We start from the raw sequence: 21,683 nt of genomic DNA on the forward strand, positions 1-21,683 counted from the left end.
CCTTTATGTTGATCTCCATCAAGTCGAACCCTATTAATGCCTCTGTTGGACTGGAGAGTGAAATTAAAAAAGCTATATGCCACATGCATTTATTATTTGCCGAGACCCCAAAAACACCCATAAAGAGGTATTTCAACAAAATACCTAATTAACACCATATAAATTACGCCTTTGTTTTCGACATGAAATTATAAAAATGAAAGCATTGTCACAGAATTTATTTTTCGGCCCTGTTATTTCAGCATTTCATCTTCATCAATAGGTGTTGCAGCGTACATAGCGCCACCACTCAGTCCTTCATCTCTTGCCAAAACAGAAATAAATTAATCAAGCGCGGTACTTTAATAGCCAAGCTCAAGGACTACAGAAAGTGGCTGAATCACCAGCAGAAACGCTTGTATCTCGTACGCAACCCGCTTTCATTGTACTGACCAGGCTGGCCTCCCAAGCCAGAGCCTCCTCCCCCTCCAACCAACTATCCGGAAGAATGGCGATCACGTTTTCTGATGATGACACAAGAAAACACCGGCTGAAACCGGTGCTAAATAATACCTATACTGATGGCACATTAATGCAATGAGTCATAGCTCTGAAAATAACTCACTACCATCCGACATCTATTACCAAACCTATTAAAAGCAATGACGCTATTTCAGTGAAAAGCTATCAGATTTTATCCAATAATTTTTCCCTCCTGATGGGGTTTTGTATATTATTTTATAAAACATTCCATCATCAGACATGTCAGAAAGAATGAACTCATCACCTCTAATTAAATATGCTTTAAGAACTTCTCTCTCCTTAGGTCCACTATAAAGATGAACTTTTGATTCTTCAACAATCCCATTTAATGGTTCTCGAGATAAAAAGTCGCTACCATCACTAAGAAGAACGGTGTGGTTGTTTTTTCCATCTTTTTTATAAATTCTCTTTACTTGTTGACATCCGACACATGCATCCCTAAAAAGTAACGTCCATTTATCTTGAATTATCTTATAAACATCATCATTCCACTCACCCTTATCTCTCCAAGAGCTCACTACATATTTATCATGAAGTGATATATTACATAATTTTCCATCAACGCCAGCAGATGGAGTATCCTCTATCTTTCCATGTACGATTTTAAATATAATGGAGCACTGATTTACATCGTGTGAGGTTGTCACAAACAAATATTCTAAATCAAATATCTTCTTTATTTCAATTTTTTCATACCCATCATTCAAAAGTGTTTTTACTAAAGGTGGAGTGATAAAACCTTTGCATGACTGTGCATTGCAATCCTCTGCGTAAACAGGAAAGGTTACGCTAACTAAAAACAAACAAAACAACAATGCAACATTTCTAGCCGCCATTAATTCAGCCCCCACTCTGTCTTTATAAGATTAAAATATTTCATTCTATCCAACAATCCATTGTCACCACCATTTACAGCCAAAGTAATTAATTTTACATTATCTCTGTCATTGTCAACTAAGATGTTTATATCACCCTTTGCATCAAATTTTTTATGAACAGCACCGTTAAAACGCCAATACCAGCATGATGCTTCTATTGCATTTGCCATACTAGCAGCCACCAATGACGAGTCGTTGACACAGTCCACGCCAGAATGTTTAGAGAAGCGTATATAATTGTTTTTCCACGTCAATTGAATCAGACCTCGCCCTCTATAGGTTGGACCATCACCTATTTTGGTGTTTCCGTTCTTCTCTGCATCTGCATGTCGGCCAGGATCATAATTAACTCCAGAGCCAAATTCCAATGTAGTATCTAGATGAGCTGACTCATGCAAGCATTGTGATAGGAAGTGGGCTTTATGATAAGGACCATTAATTTCGTATTTAAAAAGCATTTCATTAAGAAGTGCAACAAAATCAGTCTTATTATATTTGTATACATTAGGATAGTCTTTTTTAAACTTGCTTGCAAAAGCCTTGCCGCCCCTTTCACCAGTAAACCAGTCATTTTTGTGACCAAGTAATAGCTCTATTAACTCAGTAGTAATTATATGCTCCGAAATCATAGGCTTTATTATTATGGATAATGGATATAGATGTGAAACCTCTCCATTAAATTTTAACTTGGCAGCACTCTGCATCCACTCCAGCTTATCGATACGCTGTTTCTCATGATCCACCAGCAGGTCAAAATCAGGCAAGCCAATTTTAGCCATCAGTTTTTTCAGCCACAGATAACTGCTGGCCGACGATTTTTCATACCACTCGCTGGGATGCTTGACGATAAGCTTGTGAAGTTGCTCTGCATTGCTGCTATTTTGCAGCGCGGTCTGTATCTCTTCACTGCTAAGTTCACCGCTCTTGTCGGTATCGAAACTGTTTACCAATTCGGTAAAGAAAGTAGGCGGCACATCCGGGTCCAGATAACCATCTGATCCTGAACCATCGACCTTTTTAAAGCCAATCTTAAGCCAGTCATGCTGGCTCAATAGCTCCACTTGCTCTTTCTTGACATATTTTCCTGACGAAATGCTGACCCACTCCTGCTTGGTGGCATCTTTTTCAAACGTTGGTGATTCAACCAGCGCTTCCAGACTCTTGTCACCGGTTGCCACCCAGAGATCTTTACCATCCTGCTTTTTCTTTTCGTATAAGACGAGTTCCGCAGGGACTTTGGCATAAGTAGCACCGCCTCTTGTTCCCGCCTTGTTGGCCAGCACATCGTCAAGACGGGGATCCTGGGTGAACACCTCAAGATGAACTTGATGCTTACTCTTTTTGCCTCCAATCAGAGAGCCTGGCGTTTCCACCAAGCCGAGATAGCCTATGGTCTCACCTGCGGCAATGGCCACGGGAGATGGCAACACATAGAGTTCGCCAAGATGGGAGGGAGGAAGCGTATTTGCCTCGATATATTTGTCTTCGACGCATACCCAGGCGACACCACAACTACTTGGCACACCGTCCACACTCGGCGTCACATATTTGCATCTGGCCATCTTGTGCGCCTTGTCACCATCCCAATGGAATTCGAGTTGGTGTGCATCATACTGCAACTTGGTACCGGCAGGCAGAGAAACACTTTTCTTTCCCACCACCGGACGACTTGTAGGCCCATCAACTCCAGGATCCGCACGGCCAACCATATTAGTCAGCAGTTCCGCCTCTATCTGATCGAATAGCCAGGTAGGCAGGTTGGGTTTAATCACCTCAACAGCGGCCGGACTATTGGCGATCCAGACCGAACTCCCTTGACTGACCACAACACCGGCCTTCTCAGCCTCTTTCATCTGGGTATTGGACAGCTGACTCTTGATGATCACCTTGATGAAGTCATACACCTTGCCCCCGACATTCCCCTTTTGGGATGGTACACTGCTGTCCATTTCCAGTTCGGTATCTTTAGGTAGCGTGAAGCGCGGCAAGGCGGCATCAACACGCTGCTGCTCGGCATCGGGATTGGCATGGGGAACGGAATTGCGCGCATTCCACCCCTTCTTCAGTACCAGCCTCTCGGTGCTTTGGTACTGATCCCAAGGCTGCAGATGCATATAGAGCGAGTAGAAGGTGAACTCATTTTTCGCCTTGGTCTCTGCATTCACTTCACAATATTCATGCTGTACCAGGCAGAAACAGTTGGAATAACGCAAGGACTCCCCCTGAAATTCAGAGGTCAGGTAATCCTTCATCATCCGGAAGGCCACCACCTTGCCATCGGCCATGGCTCTGACAGGGTACTTATCCTTGCACCAAGGAGCACTCTTGTCGCTGATATGAATGCCGCCATGCCATTTGTTGTGATTGCCAAGAAGATAGTGACCCGATTGCTCGCCATTGATCAGCGCCGTCAGTGCCTTGACGTCCTTGAACTCTTCCCCTGTGGCTGTGAGGATGGGAAATGCAAACTTCATGCTGTTTCCTTATTCAGAAAAGAGGTAAAACGCGCCAGGCTTCTCTTCTTTCAAGAGCGCCTCCATCGCTTTCTCGGTGGCAATCGCCTTGACCAGTTCAACCAGTTCAGGGGCTTTCACCACCTCAACCCCCTTGGGCACCACGGGGGCCTTGCCACCCCAGCCAGAGCCTGAGCCTGCGCTGCCGCCGGCATTGAGTTTGATGGCGGGGCCCACCAGCTTGACGCCGCTCGGGTCCACTTTCACAAAGCTGCCGCCTCCCTTGAGGGTGATCTCGGAACCGGCTTCCAACACCAGCTTGTCGCCCACCTTGATATGCACCTCCTGACCGGCTTCCACCAGCAGGGACTGCCCCAGCTTCTGATGCAGGCTGGCATCCACCGTCAGCGAGTAGTCGGCTTTTATCTGGTCGCGCTTCTCACCCTCCACCGTCAGGTGGTCGTTGGCCTTGATGCGGGTCACCCGCTCATTGTCGATATCGGTGTGCTGGTCGTGCTTGATGTGCCAGGCGGCGTCGTTCTCTATCAACACGTTCAGGTCTTTCTGACCGTGGATGTAAATCTCTTCCTGCCCCGCCTGGTCTTCAAAGCGCAGCTCGTTGAAGCCCTCACCCTGGTGGGTCTCGGTGCGCAGCACGGTGCGGGTCTTGTTGGTCGGCAACTCGTAGGGGGGCCGGTTGGTGGCGTGATAGGTGCGACCCGTCACGATGGGCTGGTCGGGGTCCCCCTCCAGGAATGAGACAATGACCTCGTGGCCGATACGGGGTATCGCCATCATGCCGTATTGACCACCCGCCCAGCCCTGAGATACGCGCACCCAGCAGGAGCTCTGGTCGTTGGAGCTGCCGTAGCGGTCCCACGGGAATTGCAGCTTCACCCGGCCATGTTCGTCGCAGTAAATCTCTTCCCCCTCGGGGCCCACTACCATGGCGATTTGCGGGCCATCCACCATAGGCTTGTGGGGGGCTTCCGGGCTGCCGATGCGCGCCCGCCAGGTGGTGCTCGCTTTCACTACGCCAAATTCGTTGTGGTAGACGGTGGGGCCGCTGCCTCCCTCCTCTTCCAGCGCCTGCGGCTGCAAGCCGGTGTGCTGGATACGCACGATTTGCCAGTCGGTGTTGAGGCTGCCGTTGGGATGTTCAGCGAGCGAGAAGCTCTGGCCCAGCAGCAAGGCCGCGCTGTTGGATTTGCCGCTGCCCGCCACCGCATCATTGCGCAGCGCATCGAGCCGGTGCTGGGCAAAGGCCTTGCCGCTCGGGTCCTGCTTATAGCGGCCCGGGTAGTCAAAGTGCTGGTAGGTATCGCGCTGGTGTTCGAGCTCCGCCCCCACCTTCTTGTGGGAGAGGCCGTAAGCCGGCGTCTTGAAGCTGTAGTCTTTGAGCTCCACATCGCTCGGACGCACCGCCTCCCGATAGTGGAACTGACGCACATAGGGGCCCTGCTCCAGGGAGCGGTTGCCGAGGTTGAAGAAGAGCTCGGGGCCTTGAGTCAATGCTGCGGCATCGTCAGCAAACACGATGCGGTGCTTGCCCTGCTCGAATTCGTGGAAGTAGAACATCCCCTCTTCGGCGGCGAGCCGGTTCACGAAATCGAGGTCGGTTTCCCGGTACTGAACGCAGTATTCCCGCTTGGCGTGCTCGTTCTTGAGGGCAAAGGCATAGTCGGTGATGCCATGTTCTTGCAAGAGGATACTGAGGATTTCATCGGGCTTCTGCGCCTGGAAGATGCGGGAGTTCTGGCGAAGTGACAGCCGCCACAGGGCCGGCTGCACCATGAGCTGATAGCGGGTGCGGCGAAAGCCGCTGTCCCCTAGCGCGAAGTCACTGACCACCCCGCACACCCGACGCTGCAGCTCGCCGTTGTACCACACCAGCAGCTCGCACGGCTGGTCCAGCACGGCGCCAACGTCGATGTCGGGCTGGGTACTTGCCAGCTCCAGGCGCAGGTTGAACGGCCGGTTGAGCGCTTCATCCAGCGCAAACTCGGCCACCACGAAGGTGCTCTCGGGCAGGGCCCCCACCTTGACGGTAAATTGTAATCCTGTGCTGTCTGCCATGAAGCGCTCCTTAACCTGCCTGTCCGCTGCCTGAGCCAATCACCACACCGCCGCAGCCGACGGCGGTACCGGTCACGGCGATGGGCTTGCCGTTCACCAGCACAGAGCCGACGCCGCCCGAGATACTGCGCGGATGGGGTGGATTGTTGGGTTTGTCGTGGGGAGCCAGCGGATCACCCTGCCGGGCCACCGGCTTGCCATCGAGGAACACATCGGGGCTGGCGGCAATCACGGGGGATGGGTGGAAACCCTCGTGGTCGGTACCGATATCACCGATCAATGCAATAGAAGGACACATCTGGATTCTCCGTGGGGCAACCATGGTGCAAGCGCAGCCTGGTGCAGAGACAGTTGAAGCGGCGACCCAGCAGCCTCCATGCCATGGCAAAGTCGCCCACAATCACATTAAAAATCAGTCAATTACGATTCAATCTCGTTGAGTCTGACCAATCTGCTGCAATCCATTGCGCAAGACAGAGCAAGTTTTCCGGCAAACCTTGCCTTGCCAGTCAAATTCACCGCATTTTGCGCAACTCTTTGCTCAGGCCAGCATTTTCAGCTACCAGAAGCGCCCTGCTGCAGCTGATAGAGGCGGATATTGAGCGCTTTCAGATCATTTTCCAGGCTTTTGAGCTCGGCAGCCGTAATGGGCTCCTGGGAGGCTTTTCTCGCCTCAAGTTCACCGAGGCGCAGACTGAACGGGATGTTCTGCATCAGGTTCTTCTGCACTTCGTAGAGCTGGGATTTGAGGTAGGAGATGGTCACCGTCTTGCGCTGGCGCTCCAGCTCCAGCAGCTGATCGAGCAGGGCATCCACCCCGGCGCGGGCATCCAGGTAGGTGGGCACGCTGATGACGTCCCCCTGCTGACCGCCAAGCTGCGCCTGCCACTGCTTGTCCAGCGCCTTGACCGCCAGCGAGTCGGGATAGAGCATCAAGAGCGAGTTGCGCAGCCCCTCGCCGTAGCGATACCAGTAGAGCGGCGACGTCTGCTCGAGCCGGGTCAACTGGTTCTGATAGCGGGCCACCAGATCGCTCTCCATATTCTGCAGGGTCTGCTCCCCCAGCACGATACGGGCCTGGCGAATGTCGTCATAGCTGAGGGCTCGGGGCAGCTCGGCGGCCGGCTGCACCAGGCGCTGGGCCGCCACGGTTTTCTCCTGCTGATGTTGCTGCCAGCCGAGCCAGCCCATCACCGGCAGGGCGCAGCTGAGCAGGCCGCAGCCAAACCAGAACCAGGCCGGACGCTGCCGGCGGTGCTGCTCAATCTTCAGCACGGTGGGCTTGACCTGCCCCTTCTCTCGCCCCACCAGAATGCTGCCCTGAGGCAGGTGCGGGGTCGATGCCGAAACCGTGCCGCCGTGATCACTCTCCATGTCGGACTTGAAGAACACCATGGGCGGGATCTGCAGATCCTCCTTGAGGCCCGGCTCGTCGGAGACGATGACGATCTCGGTCTCATCGAACAGGTGGGTATACCCCTCGATGAAGTGCACCAGATTCTCGACCCGGGGAATGCGGCTGAGGCCAGCGTTGTGCAGCTTCTCGCTGATGAGCTGCAGCGCGCGCTCGCAGCGATAGATCAGCCGCTTGTCCTCGTGGCTGATCTGGTACTGGCGAATGACATCGCTGATGCGGGCGATAAACCAGTCGAGCATCTCGATGCGGGCCCGCTCCTGATGGACCGGCGGCCAGAAGCTCTCCCACTGGGTGACGATGAGGTTGGCAAGAAACTCGCACCCTTCGGTAAAACCGCTCAGCCCCTGCAGGCGCGAACGGGCCAGGGTGAAGTAGATGGCGGTCTGCAGATCCACCCCGTGTTTTTCGAAGATAAGGCTGGCGAGCTGATGGATCCGCTGCCAGTCCACCTCGGGGCGCGAAGCGTGGCTGAGCTTGTTGATCTCGGCCCGCAGCGCCTCGTACTCCGGCAACATCCTGGGGTCGCGCCCCACTTTCAGGGCCTGCTGACCTTGTTGATTCTGTGACATATGGACTTCCAACGCAGGAAGGGGGCATAACGTGCCCCCGACGCGATCAATAGAGGGATTCGGGCAGTCTGAACTGGCTGAACAGGCCGCCGGTGAAGGGGTTTTGCGCGCTGTCGGTGTAGACGCGGTAGGTCATGGCCCCCTGATCCACCGGGAAGCGCACATCGAAAGTGGCGTCATTGACCTGGGTCAGCTCCCCCTTGTCCATCAGGCGGAACATGGCCCAGGGGCCGACGAAGCCTTCGCTGCGCGGTGAGCGCTCGCGGGCGGCCGGCACCAGGGTGATCTTGCTTTCGGCCCCGTCGCGCATGGTGTTGGGCCACACCAGCGGGATCTTGGTACGACGGCCATGGGCGTATTCCAGCAGCTGGCCATCCAGGTTCAGCACGCTGCGCCGCTTGTTGGCGGTGAGCTCGATGGGCTCGAGGGCGAACTGCACCTCCAGGTTGCCCTGCTGGCTGAAGAAGATCTGACGGATGCGGGCTGCACGGTCCAGCTGCTTGACCAGCTCGGCCTGGATGGGCGAGCTGAACTCCCCTTCCATCAAGCCGCTCTCCACCATGGGTTTGAGGTTGACCTGATAAAAGCTGTCCAGCGTCCCGTTGGGTGCAAAGAAGCGCTCCATCTCGGAGAGGGGAACGTCCTTGTTCGAGCTCGGATCAAACGGATAACGCCCGGCCAGCTGGCTGTTGAAGGGGGTCAGCACCTTGTCCTGCCACTCCTGATTGAGGGAGGACATGGCAAGATCAATCACCAGTCGCGAGCTCTGATCGGAGAGCTGACCCACCCAGCGATCGAGCGGGGCCGGCAGACTGCGGGCATATTGCTGCAGGGCGAACACAGGATCGGCGTACTTGTTGGTCATGCGCAGCTGCACCGCTTTCAAGGCGGACTGGCCCGGCTCGGTGGCGTTGACGATGAGCTCCAGGTAGTGCTGCAGCTCCACCAGCTTCTGGTTGACCTCGGAGATGAGCGGCCCCTGTTCACCGCGACCGCTGAGCGCCGCATTGGTGGCCATGAAGGGACGACCGATGCGGGCACTGATGGCCTGGGCCGGGTCCCCTTCCACATCGGAGATCTTGCGAATGCGGGTGTTGTCATCCAGCGAGGCCAGCACCCGCTGGAACGGCTGATCGTTGCCGGTGATGGCGGCGAGCACGTCCAGCGCCTGCTCCGGGCTCTCCAGGGTCTGCACGTCCAGATTGGTCAGCAGTTTTTGCCACTGGTTGACGTAATCGGTGACGTAACGGTCGTTGACCTGACGGGTGATCTCCTTGCGATCGGCCTCGCTCAGCTGACTCAGCTTGCGCTGGCCCAGCACCCAGGCATCCATCGCAGTGAGATCGATGAGGGCCTTGTCCTGTTTCAGGAAGAAGTCGTTGAAACCGGGCCAGGTGAGCAGCCGCGGCACCTGGCCGGCGTTGTCGCTGCGCAGGGCAAACACGGTGTCGAAGGTGGGGCCCACCTCGTCACGGACGTTGAGATCCGGCGGCAATACATCACCCGCCTTCACCACCAGATTCTGGTAGACCCGCTGATACATGGGCAGCTTGCCGAGCTCGCGCTGGGCACCGTAGACCGGCTCCTTGAACGGCACGAAGGCGGTGATGGCGGCCTGATCCCGCTCGGCCCTGGCGCCATACCAGTTGGTGTGGTCGAGGGCATAGTCCAGGTGCCCCATCAGCTGTTCCTGTACCGCCCCCTGCCCCGGGAAGGCTTTCTGCCAGCGGCTCGCCATGTACTGCGCCACCAGCTCCTTGTTGCGACCGGACGCATCGTCCAGCATCCGCATCACCCGCAGGATGGCGAGCTTCTCCTCGCTCCCCGCAGGCGCCTGGTTGAGATCCGCCAGCAATCCCTGCATCTGGGCCGGCAGGAAGCGCAGGCTCAACAGTTGCAGGTAGGAGCCTTCCACATAGGGACCAATTTCGTCCCCCTGGTAGAGGCCGAGGTCGGCCACCAGCGGCATCCGCTCGCGGTAGTTGCCAAAGGAGAGGGTCGCCTCGCGAATGAGGTTGAGGCGCGGCAGCTGGCTCACCCCGAAGGCGTGGGCGTCGGCCACCTCGTTGGTCTCCATGAAGGCCTGGGCCTTGGTCAGTACGTTGCGACCCGCCTCCTCGTTGACCCGGTAGAAGTAGTGCCAGCCACCGATGAGGGCGGCCGAGAAGAGCGACAGACAGCTGAGGCCGATGGCCATGCGGCGCCGGCGATAGAGGGTGTGCAGCCGGTTTTCGCCGGCCAGATGGGCCTCCGGGAAGATGATGGAGGAGAACAGCTGGCGCACGAAATAGGTGTTGGACTCCCCGCGCAGGGCCGAGTGGATGGGCTCTGGCAGGTTGTAGCGGCGGGAGGCCGCCTGGGCAAACGCATCGAACGGCACTCCTTGCTGATAGACGGAGCTGACATAGACCCCGCGTACCAGCAGCGGCTTGCTCTCCTCGATGGCCAGGGTCTCGGCCAGCAGGCTGGTCACGTAATCCTTGAGGCCCGCCAGCTGGCGCACGAACGAGAACAGCGCGTTGCGCTGGGCAGCATCGAGCCGGCTCAGCATCAGTTCGGGCAGATTCTGGTTGAGGTTGTCCACCCACTGATCCCAGAACAGGGCCAGATCCTGCTGCCAGTCGGCGCCCGGCTTGAAGGTCACCCCCAACACGGCCTCGCGGGCCTCCTTGTCGAGCTGCTGGTAGATAACGTCAAAGCCGCGCAGCAGATCGAGCTTGGTGAAGGTGACATAGAGCGGCAACCGGGTATTCATGGTGGCCGACACCTCCTGCAGGCGCGAGCGCATCAGCTGGGCATAGGCCTTGCGTTCGGCCACGCTGGCGTGGGAGAGCCAGGCCAGATCGACGGTCAGCACCAGGCCGTTGAGGGGCTGGCGACGACGGTGTTCATTGAGCCAGCCAAGCAGGTGCAGCCAGAGCCGCTCATGCTTGCGCGCCTGCGGATCCAGTTCGGCCTCGCTCTGGGAGAGCAGCACACCGGCGGGATCCAGCATCACTGCCTGTTCCCCCAGCCAGCAATCCACCAGCTGATCCTGCGCCACGTCGCGCAGCTCGGTATCGAGTCTCGGGTTGAGCTTGTTGGCCGGGTTGGCGCGGTGAATGAGGCTGCTCTTGCCGCTGCCGGGCAGGCCCAGCACCAGATACCAGGGCATGGCGTAGAGCGCCCCCTTGCCCAGATGGGTATTCAACGCCTGCAGCCAGCGATCGAGGAACAGCGCCTGCCTGTCGATGAGCCCCTTGACCGGATCCTGCTCCAGCACTACCTCGTGCTGACGCTCGGCCTTGAGCTGCTGCATCTTGCGCCACACCCGCCAGGAGGCCACCCCCAGCAGCAACCAGAGCCAGAGCAGGGTGAACACCACCCGCCCCCACAGCGGCTCGAACGGCTTGGCACCGCGCACCTCGAGACGAGGGCCTAGCCACCACACCAGAATGAGAGCCAGCACCCAGAGCACAGCACCGAGCAGGGGCCAGGAGGGTTTCAATTTCGGCAGCTGTTGCCGCAGAAAAGTAAAAATGGTTTTGAACATAAAATGTGATCCAACTCCGACTCAATGACTCATTTCGGCACTCATTTCGACAACGGCGCCGCCAGGCTCTCCAGGCGGTTGACCAGCCCGGGCTCCCAGTGCGACAACCCGAGGCGACTGGCCTCTTGCCACAAGTGTTGATAGTGCTGGCGCGCAAGCGCCTCCATGCCTTCCTGCGCCAACAGCTCCGCCTGCACCAGCAAGGCGTGGAAACGATCTCTTGGCTCTTTCAACTGCGCAATCCGCTCATCGAGCAGGGCGAGCGCCGCCGCGACCCCCTGCTCGCCATGGCGCTGTGCGACCTCCTCGGCCAGCCCCGCCTCGCCACTGCCCGCACTGCCGCCCTTGGCCGGTTGCAGCCAGCGGCTGCACTCGGGGGAGAGAAACGGCGAGCCGTCGCTAAAAGCGAGCTCCCGCAGGGCCGGCAGGCGCTGCAGAAAAGTCCCGAGCTCCTCGGCGATCGCCTGGGCCACCGCTCCAAAGCCGAGTTTCTGGGCCACCTCGGCCGAGAGCCTGTGCCCCTCGAACCAGTAAGGCGCAAGGGTCAGGCTCTGCTCGATGCGCTGCCAGAGCCCCTGATCAGGAGCGTTCATGGCGGCACGGTACTCGTCCACCATGTCCGCCGACATGGGCGCCAGCGGGGTTTTATTGCCCGCCCCGCTCATGGGGACCGCCGTGATCCCGGCCCAGACGGCGTGACGGCGCAGTCGATAGCCCACCGCCGCCTCCGGCTGGCGCTCGATCAGGAGCTCCGCCACCTTGAGCTGGGTCTGGCGCCAGGCGCGATCGTTGGAACTGTCGATGTCGACGCCAGCACTGCCGCCACCGCCGCAGAGGAGCATGGCGCCGGCACCGCTGGCGGTCGATGCCACCGAGGCCGGGGAGCCCGCTGCCGCCGCACCGCTGCTCTGGGGCTGCCCGGCGGCATTCGCCTCGGCCTGTGCCACCTGCTGGCGCTGGGCCCGCTTCAGACCCATCACCAGCGGGTCGAGCAGCTCCCCCTTGTCGGGACACTGGGCCAGCCAGACCCGCTCCAGCTGCTCGGCCTGTGCCAGCAGTTGGGCCAGCTCGGCCGCCGAGGCGCTCTCGCAGATGCGCGGCAGGGCCCCTTCGAAGCGCTTGACGATTTGCACCATCAACCGCTGTTTCTGGCTGGCATTGCCGGGCCAGGCCAGCAGCCAGTAAGCCTGGATCCAGGCCTCCAGCAGGCTGATCGCCGCCCCCAGCGGGGTTGCCTTGGCTGGGTGCTGCAGGCAGCGCAGCAGCTGGGCCAGTACCCGCATGTCCTTGGTACGGCTCTCCAGCAAGCCGAGGCACGCCTCGGCCACCGCATTGAGATCCACCTGGCTGTGAGCGAGGGATCCCAGCTTGACCAGCTCGGTTTCCACGTAGTCCCAACGCGGCTCGTCGGCCAGCACGGCACCTCTGATCTGTTCATCCGGCAGGCTGGTGAGCAGGCGTGCACACCAGGGGTGTTGATAGCTCATCGTCCCTCCTACCAGCGGCACTGCTGACGCAGCGGTGCCAGCGCCTCTTTCAGGCCGCTCAAATCGACCCGCAAGAGGGCGCCGTTGTCGGCCCGCACCTGCAGCTCCCGATGGCCCAGCCAGCGCTTGAGCTCCTCGATGGCGGGCAGACCGCGGCCATACTCGAGCAACAGACCCTGATCCCGGATAAACCAGCTCTGGGAGCCGGCACTCGGCTGACCATCCAGCTCGACCTGCACTTTCTCGCCACTCCAGGGCTGATCCAACCGCAGCCGGATATGGGTGATGCTGTCGACGCAGCCGATGGAGAGCGTCGCCCCGCGCAGTGCCGGGCGGGTGAGGGTTTCACTGCCGCGCGTTTCATCGCTTTGCAAGAGGAAGGGGGCGCTCGCTGGCGTGCGGGCCTGCTCCTGGGCCCAGATGGCCTGCCAGGCAGCCGACTTGGGGGCTGCCCCTTCGGCGGCACTGGCTGCGCCATTGCCGATGGCGTCGTAGCAGGCGAGCCGCACCAGCGGTGAGGGTTCCTGCCGGCAGACCTGCCAGCGCGCCATGTCCAGCGGGACCTCGGCCGCACTGGTGGCCAGCAGCAGCGGTAACAAGCCGAGGATGCTCATCAGTTCACCTCCAGTTTCTGGCACTTGTGATCCAGGGTGCGCTTGGGAATGTTGAGGCTCTCGGCCACCAGCATCCGATTGCCCTGGAAGTGGCGCAGCCGCGCCTCGATGACGGAAGCCTCGTACTGCTGCATGGCCCGGCGCAGATCGCGGATGTGGTTGTAATCGTCCATGGTGCTGGGCAGCAGGGCGCTGACCCGCTCGCGCAGCTCCGGCGGCAGCGCCTCCAGCACCACCTCTTCCCCGTGACGGGTATGGGCACAGGCCACCTCCAAGAGGTTTCGCAGCTCGCGCACGTTGCCGGGAAAGTCATAGGTCTGCAGCTGTTTCAAGAACTTGCGCTGTAAGCCGGCGAGCGTCTTGCCATCCTGGGCGGCAAACTGGGCCATGAAGTGCTGACAGAGCAGCGGCACGTCATCCATGTGCTCGCGCAGGGGGGCGATCAGCAGCAGGCACTGACAGAGGCGGTGATAGAGGTCCGCCCGAAACTGCCCCTCCTCCACATGACGGGTGAGCGGTTGATGGGTAGCGGCGATGAGGCGAAAATCGGAGTGATACTCCTGCTCGGCCCCAAGCGGCCGGTAACTGCGGGTTTCCAGCACCCGCAGCAGCTTGGCCTGCATGGCGGCGGGCATGTCCCCCACCTCGTCCAGAAACAGGGTGCCGCCGTTGGCCTGAGCCACCAGCCCGGTCTTGTTGGCAAGGGCGCCGGAGAAGGCTCCTTTCTGGTAACCGAACAGCTCGCTCTCGATGAGGTTCTCCGGGATGGCGGCGCAGTTGATGGCCACAAAGGGCTTGTTGGCGCGATCGGAGCACTGGTGCACCAGCCGTGCCACCACCTCCTTGCCGCTGCCGGTCTCCCCCTGGATCAGCACGGTCAGCTTGTGTTGGCCGGCTTGGCTTATCTGCTCGCGCAGCCCGCGGATCACCGCCGACTGGCCGACCAGCTGATCGCCGAGCAGCTTCTCGTGTTGACGCAGCCGCTCCCCCTCCCCCTTTATCTGGCGCAGGGAGTCGCGCAGTACCCCCTGATCCCGCCGGCTGCGACCGAGATCGCGAATGAGGGTGAGCTGATTGCAAAAGACCTGTGAAAGCTGGGCCAGCTCGGGGCCATCGGCCCAGGCCCGCAGCACTTCCCCTTCATCCATCAGGGCCAGCACGGCAAACGGCTTGCCGTTGCCATCCAGCAGCGGATAGGCGTGCAGCCCGCACTGCTGGCCAAGGTTGGCCAGCAGTGCGCGAAAACCGGCGTGCTCGATGCGGGCACCGCCGTAGAGGGAGTCCCAGGTGCGGGACTGGGCCTTGTGCAGCACATAGGCAAGGGGGTGGGAAAAATCGTCCACCGCCAGCCCCAGCGCCACTTCCTTCCCCCTGACCCAGCCTTGGCACTCCAGCTGACGGCCGCTCACATCCAGCATGCCGAGCAGCAGCCCCTTGGGCTGGAAGCTGGCATGAACGGTCGAGCTCCACCAGTGGCACAGGTGCGGCTCATCGCGCTGGGCGGTGAGGGCCAGGGCAAATGCGAGGGCTTGCTCCATACTCAAGCCCCCACCTCGGCCACGAACTGGTGATCGGCCACGGAAAAGTGGACGCGCTTGATGGGTTCACCGGCCGAGAGGCGCTGCAGCAGCTGCAGGGAGACCGGCGGCAGCAGGGCACCGTCGATGACGGATTCGAGCATGCGGGCACCGTTCTCGCTGCGATTGGCCCGCAGCAGGATCTCCTCGGCCACCTCGTCGTCCAGCACCACCTCGGCGCCGAAGCGCTCCTTGAGCAGCTTGACCAGCCGGTTGAGCTTGCCTCCGACGATCTGCACCAGGGTATGGTGACCGAGCGGCAGATAGGGGATCACCTCCATGCGCGCCAGCAGGGCCGGCTTGAAGAAGGCGGCAAGCTCCGGATAGAGGGCATCGAGCAGCACGTCGGGCTGCTCGGCATGGTCGACGATGGTCTGGAAACCGAGATTGGAAGTGAGGAAGAAGACCACGTTCTTGCAGTCGATGATGCGCCCTTCCCCATCCGCCAGCTCGCCCTTGTCGAACGCCTGATAGAAGAGGTTGAGCACGTCTGGGTGGGCCTTCTCCACCTCGTCCAGCAGCACCACTGAGTAGGGTTTCTGCCGAATCGCCTCGGTCAGCACGCCCCCCTCGCCGAAACCGACGTAGCCGGGCGGCGAGCCGATCAGGCGCGAGACGGTGTGCTTCTCCTGATACTCGGACATGTTGATGGTGGTCAGGTACTGGCGACCACCGAACATCAGCTCGGCAATCTGCAGCACGGTTTCGGTCTTGCCGACCCCGCTCGGTCCCACCAGCAGGAAGGCCCCCAGCGGACGGCCGGGACGACGCAGGTCAGCGCGGGCGGTGAGCAGGTGCTTGTGCAGGTGGGCCACCGCCACATCCTGCCCCTTGATGAGCTCGCCGAGATACTCCGGCAGACGGGTCACCACATCCAGCTCCCCCTGGGAGATGCGATTGAGGGGCACCCCGGTCCACTCGGCAATGACGGCGGCAATCTGGGTCTTGTCGACGTGAGCGGAGACCAGCACTTCTCCTTGCTGCAGTTCGGCCAGCTCGCGCTCAAGGGTGGCCAGCTGCTCGGCAGCGGCCTGCGGATCGAGGGGCGCATCGGCGAGATCCAGCGCCTCTCTGGCCAGCATCTCATCCTGCTGATCGGCCAAGAGAGCTGCGCGCAGCTCGACAATCTGGTGCACCAACCCTTGCTGCTGCTGCCACCGGGCCTCCTGCTCGGCCAGCTCTTCACGGCAAGCCTGCTGGGCCGCCTGCAACTCGGCCAGGCGCTCTGCGTTGTCACCAAGACCTATCAGGCTCTGGCGCTCCAGCTGGCGGATCTCCAGCTCGCGCTGGCGCAGCGAGTTTTGCAGGTGGCTGACCGCGCGCGGCGGGGTGGTGAGGTTGATGGCCACCCGGGCACAGGCGGTATCGAGCACGTCAATCGCCTTGTCCGGCAGCTGACGGCCGGAGATGTAACGGGCGGAGAGCTGGGCGGCGGCCTGCAGCGCCTCCTCGTCGATCAGCACCCCGTGGGCCTTCTCGTAGATACTGCGCAGGCCGCGCAGGATCACGGTGGCCTCGTCGGCATCGGGTTCACCGACCTTCACCAGCTGGAAGCGGCGCGACAGGGCCGCGTCTTTTTCCACGTATTTCTTGTACTCGCCCCAGGTGGTGGCGGCGATGGTGCGCAGCTCGCCCCGGGCCAGCGCTGGCTTGATGAGGTTGGAGACATCCAGCCCGCCAGCCTGGTTGCCGGCCCCGATCAGGGTGTGTGCCTCGTCGATGAACAGGATGACAGGTTGCACGGCGTCCTTGACCTCCTGCATCACCCCCTTGAAGCGCTTCTCGAACTCCCCCTTGACCGAGGCGCCGGCCTGCATGGCACCGAGATCCAGGGTCATCAGCTCGACCCCGCGCAGCTTCTCGGGCACCTGACCCGCCACCATGCGCAGGGCCAGCCCCTCGATGAGGGCGCTCTTGCCGACACCAGCCTCCCCCACGACTATGGGGTTGTTCTTGCGACGACGGGAGAGGATGTCGATCATCAGGTCGATTTCGTGATCCCGACAGAGCACGGGATCCAGGCTGCCCTGGCGGGCCTGTTCGGTCACATTGACGGTAAAGCGGGCCAGCAGGCTGGCATCGGCCGACAGCGCGGCCTGGGCCGTCTTGCCGCCGGGGGTAGTGGTGACTTGTGTCTCGGCAGACTCCTTGACCCACTCGTCAAACTGCTGGCGCAGCAGCTCGCGATTGACCTTGGCAAGCAGGCGGGTCACCGAGCCCGGCAGGTAGCGCTGGGGGGTCATCAGCAGCACCAGCAGCATGACGCCGCTGCGCAGCTGGACATGTTGCAGCTCGGCGGAGGCGAGCAACCAGCTGTCTTGCAGCCACTCCACCAACATGGGCGAGAAGGAGGGGTAACCCTGGCCATAGCTGCTGTCGGCAGCGGACGGTTGCAGCAGGGTCTTGAGCTCTTCCACCTCCACCTCGGCCACCTTCAGGATCTGGCGCACGTCGCTCAGCGGGGTCTCCAGCATCTTGAGCAGCAGGTGCTCGATGCGGATCTCAGCTCCCTGGTGATTGACACAGAGGGCTGCAGCCTCCTCCAGCATGTGACGGCAGATGGGATTGAGTCTTTCCACCAGTACCGGTAGCTCTATACGAATCAAGGCGTGCTCTCCTTAGTATTTTATTTTAATAATTCGCCCAGTTGACGCAGAACGTCCTGGGTCTGGTTATTGAGTTGGTGGTGATAGAGGCCGAAGATCAGCGCCAGGATCAGCGCCCCGCCCATGAACAGGCTGCGCAGGGAGACCTGCTTGCGCAGCTGATAGCGGGAGGCCTGCTGCCCCAGATCGAGGTGAAACACGCTGGGCGCCTCGCCGCCGGCCTCGGGGGCCAACTGCTTGTGCAGCTGGCGCACGATGCGCTCGAACTCCCCTTGTCCCTTGCTCATCACCTTGTAACGCCCCTCGAAACCGAGGCACAGACAGAGGTAGATGAACTCCAGAATGTCGCGATAACGCACCGGGTCTTCCTGCAGGCGGGCCAGCAGCACGAACACCTTCTCGCCGCCCCAGGTCTCGTTGTGAAAGCGGGTCAGCAGGGAGTGCTCGGACCATTCGCTCTGGCTGCCCCAGTCGCGGCCCATCACGGCCTCGTCGATGAAGGTGCAGAGGATGTAGCGAAACGACAGCACCACCCCGTTCTCGTAGCCCTGGGCCATCAGCTCCTGTTCGATCGCCTGGATCTCGGTCACCACCCGCTGGTAGAGCTCGGGCACCCGGTCGTAACGGGACAGCAGGCGCACCCGCTGCACCAGCCCCAGCAAGGGGGTCACCGCATCGATCATCGGGTTGATGCTCTGGCCGCGCAGGCGGAACCAGTAGTCCGAATCCATGTCCAGCTGCTCGGCATGATCGAACAGCAGGTCGCTGAGTTGCTCGTTCTTGATAATGTCCGTGGTCATCTCTGCTTATTCCTTGGTGCGATCACTGGCTGCGAATGGCCCAGAGCTGCATGTCGAGCTCGGGGAAGTCGCCGGCGATGTGGAAGGCAAGGGTGTTGCCCACCGCCAGCATCTGCCAGGCCGGGCTCTGCCGGTCGAGCTGGAAGTAGCTGTAACCGGCGTGATAGGGCAGCTGGCGCGGCGCCACCGGCAGCGGCAGCAGCGGAATGCCGGGCAGTTGCAGGCTGATGAGCTCGCGGATCTTGTCGCTGGAGGCCACCTTGGTCTGCTGCAGCAACTGCTTGCGCAGCTGCTCCTGCGGCATGCGGGCACGCACCGCCAGCACGAAGTCGGCGCTCTGCATCAGCTCGCTCTCGTTGACCATGGCCACCATGATGCCGTACTGGTGCTTGCGCAGTTGGATGGAGACGGCGCGCGGCGACAGCACGGTACTGAGCGCCTGGCGCAGGGCCAGCATCACCGGCTCGAAGCTCACCTGCTGATCGTCGTGGCGATAGGCGGGGAACTCGGGCGGCAGGCGGGACTCGTCGGTAAAGGTCATCAGCTCGCCGCAGAGTTGCACCAGCGCCTCATGCAGCCGCTCGGGGTGCAGGGTGCCAAGGCGCGCCAGATGGGAGAGCTGGGGCTGGGCCCGGTTGAGCAGTTGCAGCATCATGAACTCGGCCACGTCGGCCACCCCCTGCTGACCCGGCGCGGCGATGCGCTGGGAGAGGCTGCGGGCCCGCTCGGCGACCAACCCGGCCGATTCGCCGAGGAAACGCTTGAGGGTCGGGATGGCGGAGACGCTGATGCTGCAGGGCATGAAGTTGGGATCCAGCACCAGGCCGCCGTCCGGACGCTTGTCCAGAATGCGGGCAATCGCCAAAGAGGCGTAGGCGCTGCGATCTTCCCGCTCCAGCATCAGTCGCAGGCTGACCCGCCCTACTTCGAGGGAGACCACGTCCCCCCCTTCGCTGTGCAAGTCGCGCACGTCGTGGCGATGGGCCTGCAACCGGGTGGCCACCTGGCCGCCCTGATTGACCTCGTTGACGCCGCTCACCGAGAGCGGCAGCGCCAGATAGACCTTCTGGTTGGCCACCGAGGCGTCGGTGACTTCCAGCGGGGTCGGCAGCACGTCGTCATTGGGGATGTTGAACACGGTACCGTCCGGCAGGATGCCGGTGGCCCCCACCAGGGCGATGCGACCAAACCCCAGGTAATCCTCGTTGATGGCAAGCGACTGCAAGCCGTAGAAATAGTCGGACAGCGCGCTCAGGCGAGCGTGCAGCGCGTAATCCGAATGTCTTTGTTGTTGCTGGAAGTGCTGGGGCTTGATGAACAGCCCCTCACGCCAGATAACCCGATTTCGACTCGACATGGTTATTCTTCTTCTTTTTGCAGTTCCACTTCATCCAGGCGCAGGTGCACCAGGATTTGATAAGCCGTTCCCTTGCTCTTGATCTTGATGACCTTGCGCCACTCGGCGCTGTCGGGGTCGGCGTAGCGTGCGATCACCCCGATGTAGCGGGTCTTCTCGTCGAGCTTGATGGGGGGCAGGTATTTGAACTGGCCCGGCAGCAGGGTGTAGTCCTGATGGTCCAGGTAGTTCTTGCCAAGGGCCTTCTCCACGTCCGCAGTCACCTGGTCATAGTCGGTGGCGAGCAGCTTGGAATCTTCCGCCAGCAGCACCACCTGAAACTCGATGGGCGCCGCCTCCCCGCTCTCGTTGGGGTTGACGTCAGGCTCCGCCAGCAGACTCAGCCCCAGGGTGGAGGGCTGATCATTATTGCTGCCCACCTGGATATCCGGGTTCATGGCCACATCGGCCATCTTGCCCATGGTGGTACAACCTGCCAGGGCCAGCAGCGCGGCGCCCAGCATCAGCGCTCGTATCATCAAATCAGTCCCTGTTGCTGACGCACGGCCTGGTCATAGGCCTGGGCATACACCTGGTGGAACAGCTTGTTGAACCCCTGCTGGCGGGCGGAGGTGAGCTCGCGGTAGTAGTGCTGATACATGTCCCAGGCCCAGCCTTCGTCGGCCGTGCCCGGTGCACCGCTGCGGCGGTATTGCTCGAAGCGCCCCAGCAGGGCCTGCGGCGAAAACGCCTGCAGGATGCTGTCGAGCGCCGCGCCGATGGCCTGCTGGTTAGCCACATGGTGGATGCGCACGTTGTGCAGGCTCTCGGCCACCGCCGCCGGCGCGCTCAGGTGGACCGGGCTCTTCTGCTCGGCAAACAACACCGCCAGGGTCTCGTCATAATCAAGGCCCAGGCGCAGCGGGTTGTCCTCGATGGGGCGCAAGTGCTTGTCCGCCAGCGCCGCCTGTTCGTTTTGCAACTGCAGCAGCCCCTCCACCATGGCCCGCACCGTCTTGCCCATCTCTTCGAGCATGTCGTGGGCCTGCTGGGTGTCCTGCAATTGCAAGGGTTGGCCCAGGCCACGCATCAGCGGGGTCAGGGCTACGTGATCGACGCCGTCCAGCGACAGCGGGTAATCGGGATGGTTCTCGATGGCGGGCATATCCAGAAATTCTTGGTTCATGGTGTTCTCGACAGCAGAAAAAGGGGCAAGAGGGGGGACGTCCACATCCGGTTGTGAACGCAGTGAAGCCTGCAGGCGACCGTCCGCCAGCGGGCCATCCATCAACGGATTGGGCGCCCTGCGATCCTGCTGCAATGCCAGCAAGGGATCGGCCGCCAGGGTGCGCGGATCGTCTGCGGGCGCAACGGGCTCATCGCTGGTTAGCCACTCGTCGAGCTGCTCGGTGGGGCGGTTGCCCAGCACCTGTTGCAGGCTCTGCTCGGGGGTGATGGCCCCCAAGTAGGCGCGCAGCCGGAACGGGCCGACCACGAGCTCGTCCCCCTGCTCCAGATGCACCTTGCGGGCCCGCCCGATGGGCGAGGTGGCACCGTTGATATAGGTCTGGCCGCTCAGATCGCACAGGCAGAAGCGACCGTCGTTGAGCTCGATGCGGGCGTGGGCGGGCATGACGGCCCCCAGCCTGTCGCGCAGTTGCCAGTCATCCTGTTCGGAGGCCCCCAGGGTCCCCCCCATCTCATCGAAGCGGTACTGCACCTGCTGGCTGCCGTCGAGCTGTTCGCTGTTGAGCACCACTAGGGAAAGTTGCTGGTTAAAATCGTCCACAGTTACTCCTGCACTGATTCCTGTAGT

At 60.5% G+C, this 21,683-nt stretch carries 14 protein-coding genes; all 14 read right to left on the reverse strand.

Annotated elements, in window-relative coordinates; all coding sequences use genetic code 11:
• Positions 1-647: 647 nt before the first annotated feature.
• A complete protein-coding gene (locus AB5Y80_RS19050; protein ID WP_239053402.1) occupies positions 648-1,358 on the reverse strand; it encodes a hypothetical protein in 711 nt (236 codons plus the stop codon).
• On the reverse strand, positions 1,358-3,874 hold the full coding sequence (locus tag AB5Y80_RS19055; RefSeq protein ID WP_368173373.1) for a glycoside hydrolase family 19 protein: 2,517 nt from the start codon (positions 3,872-3,874) through the stop codon (positions 1,358-1,360). Before AB5Y80_RS19055 ends, AB5Y80_RS19050 begins: the two co-directional genes overlap by 1 nt.
• Before the next feature lie 9 nt (positions 3,875-3,883).
• Positions 3,884-5,929 carry a type VI secretion system tip protein TssI/VgrG gene (gene tssI, locus AB5Y80_RS19060; RefSeq protein WP_368173374.1) on the reverse strand — a complete coding sequence of 682 codons (2,046 nt, stop codon included), beginning with the start codon at positions 5,927-5,929 and terminating at the stop codon, positions 3,884-3,886.
• Between the two features lie 10 nt (positions 5,930-5,939).
• Positions 5,940-6,227, reverse strand: coding sequence for a type VI secretion system PAAR protein (locus tag AB5Y80_RS19065; RefSeq protein WP_368173375.1), 288 nt, complete (start codon positions 6,225-6,227; stop codon positions 5,940-5,942).
• A gap of 257 nt (positions 6,228-6,484) precedes the next feature.
• A complete protein-coding gene (locus AB5Y80_RS19070; protein ID WP_368173376.1) occupies positions 6,485-7,915 on the reverse strand; it encodes a VasL domain-containing protein in 1,431 nt (476 codons plus the stop codon).
• A gap of 46 nt (positions 7,916-7,961) precedes the next feature.
• Positions 7,962-11,447 carry a type VI secretion system membrane subunit TssM gene (gene tssM, locus AB5Y80_RS19075; protein WP_368173377.1) on the reverse strand — a complete coding sequence of 1,162 codons (3,486 nt, stop codon included), beginning with the start codon at positions 11,445-11,447 and terminating at the stop codon, positions 7,962-7,964.
• A gap of 41 nt (positions 11,448-11,488) precedes the next feature.
• Positions 11,489-12,934: a type VI secretion system protein TssA gene (tssA, locus tag AB5Y80_RS19080; RefSeq protein ID WP_368173378.1), complete on the reverse strand. Its 1,446-nt coding sequence runs from the start codon at positions 12,932-12,934 to the stop codon at positions 11,489-11,491.
• Positions 12,935-12,942: 8 nt separating this feature from the next.
• Entirely contained in the window at positions 12,943-13,548 is a 606-nt protein-coding gene (vasI, locus tag AB5Y80_RS19085) for a type VI secretion system-associated protein VasI (protein ID WP_323902173.1), read from the reverse strand.
• Positions 13,548-15,086, reverse strand: coding sequence for a sigma-54-dependent transcriptional regulator VasH (gene vasH / locus AB5Y80_RS19090; RefSeq protein ID WP_041215370.1), 1,539 nt, complete (start codon positions 15,084-15,086; stop codon positions 13,548-13,550). The genes vasI and vasH overlap by 1 nt, the downstream gene beginning before the upstream one ends.
• 2 nt (positions 15,087-15,088) lie before the next feature.
• Positions 15,089-17,731 (reverse strand): type VI secretion system ATPase TssH, encoded by a 2,643-nt coding sequence (gene tssH / locus AB5Y80_RS19095; RefSeq protein ID WP_368173379.1) that lies wholly within the window; start codon positions 17,729-17,731, stop codon positions 15,089-15,091.
• 20 nt (positions 17,732-17,751) lie between these two features.
• Complete coding sequence (gene icmH, locus AB5Y80_RS19100) at positions 17,752-18,531, reverse strand: type IVB secretion system protein IcmH/DotU (RefSeq protein ID WP_010634228.1); 780 nt, start codon at positions 18,529-18,531, stop codon at positions 17,752-17,754.
• A gap of 22 nt (positions 18,532-18,553) precedes the next feature.
• Positions 18,554-19,888 (reverse strand): type VI secretion system baseplate subunit TssK, encoded by a 1,335-nt coding sequence (gene tssK / locus AB5Y80_RS19105; protein WP_029303266.1) that lies wholly within the window; start codon positions 19,886-19,888, stop codon positions 18,554-18,556.
• Between the two features lie 2 nt (positions 19,889-19,890).
• The gene (gene tssJ / locus AB5Y80_RS19110) at positions 19,891-20,406 is read right to left on the reverse strand and encodes a type VI secretion system lipoprotein TssJ (protein WP_041215374.1); all 516 of its coding nucleotides are present in this window, start codon (positions 20,404-20,406) and stop codon (positions 19,891-19,893) included.
• Positions 20,406-21,656, reverse strand: a complete 1,251-nt coding sequence (gene tagH / locus AB5Y80_RS19115; protein ID WP_368173380.1) for a type VI secretion system-associated FHA domain protein TagH — start codon at positions 21,654-21,656, stop codon at positions 20,406-20,408. Before tagH ends, tssJ begins: the two co-directional genes overlap by 1 nt.
• Between the last annotated feature and the right edge of the window lie 27 nt (positions 21,657-21,683).

Source organism: Aeromonas sp. R2-1, from assembly GCF_040908425.1.
Lineage (GTDB): Bacteria > Pseudomonadota > Gammaproteobacteria > Enterobacterales > Aeromonadaceae > Aeromonas > Aeromonas caviae.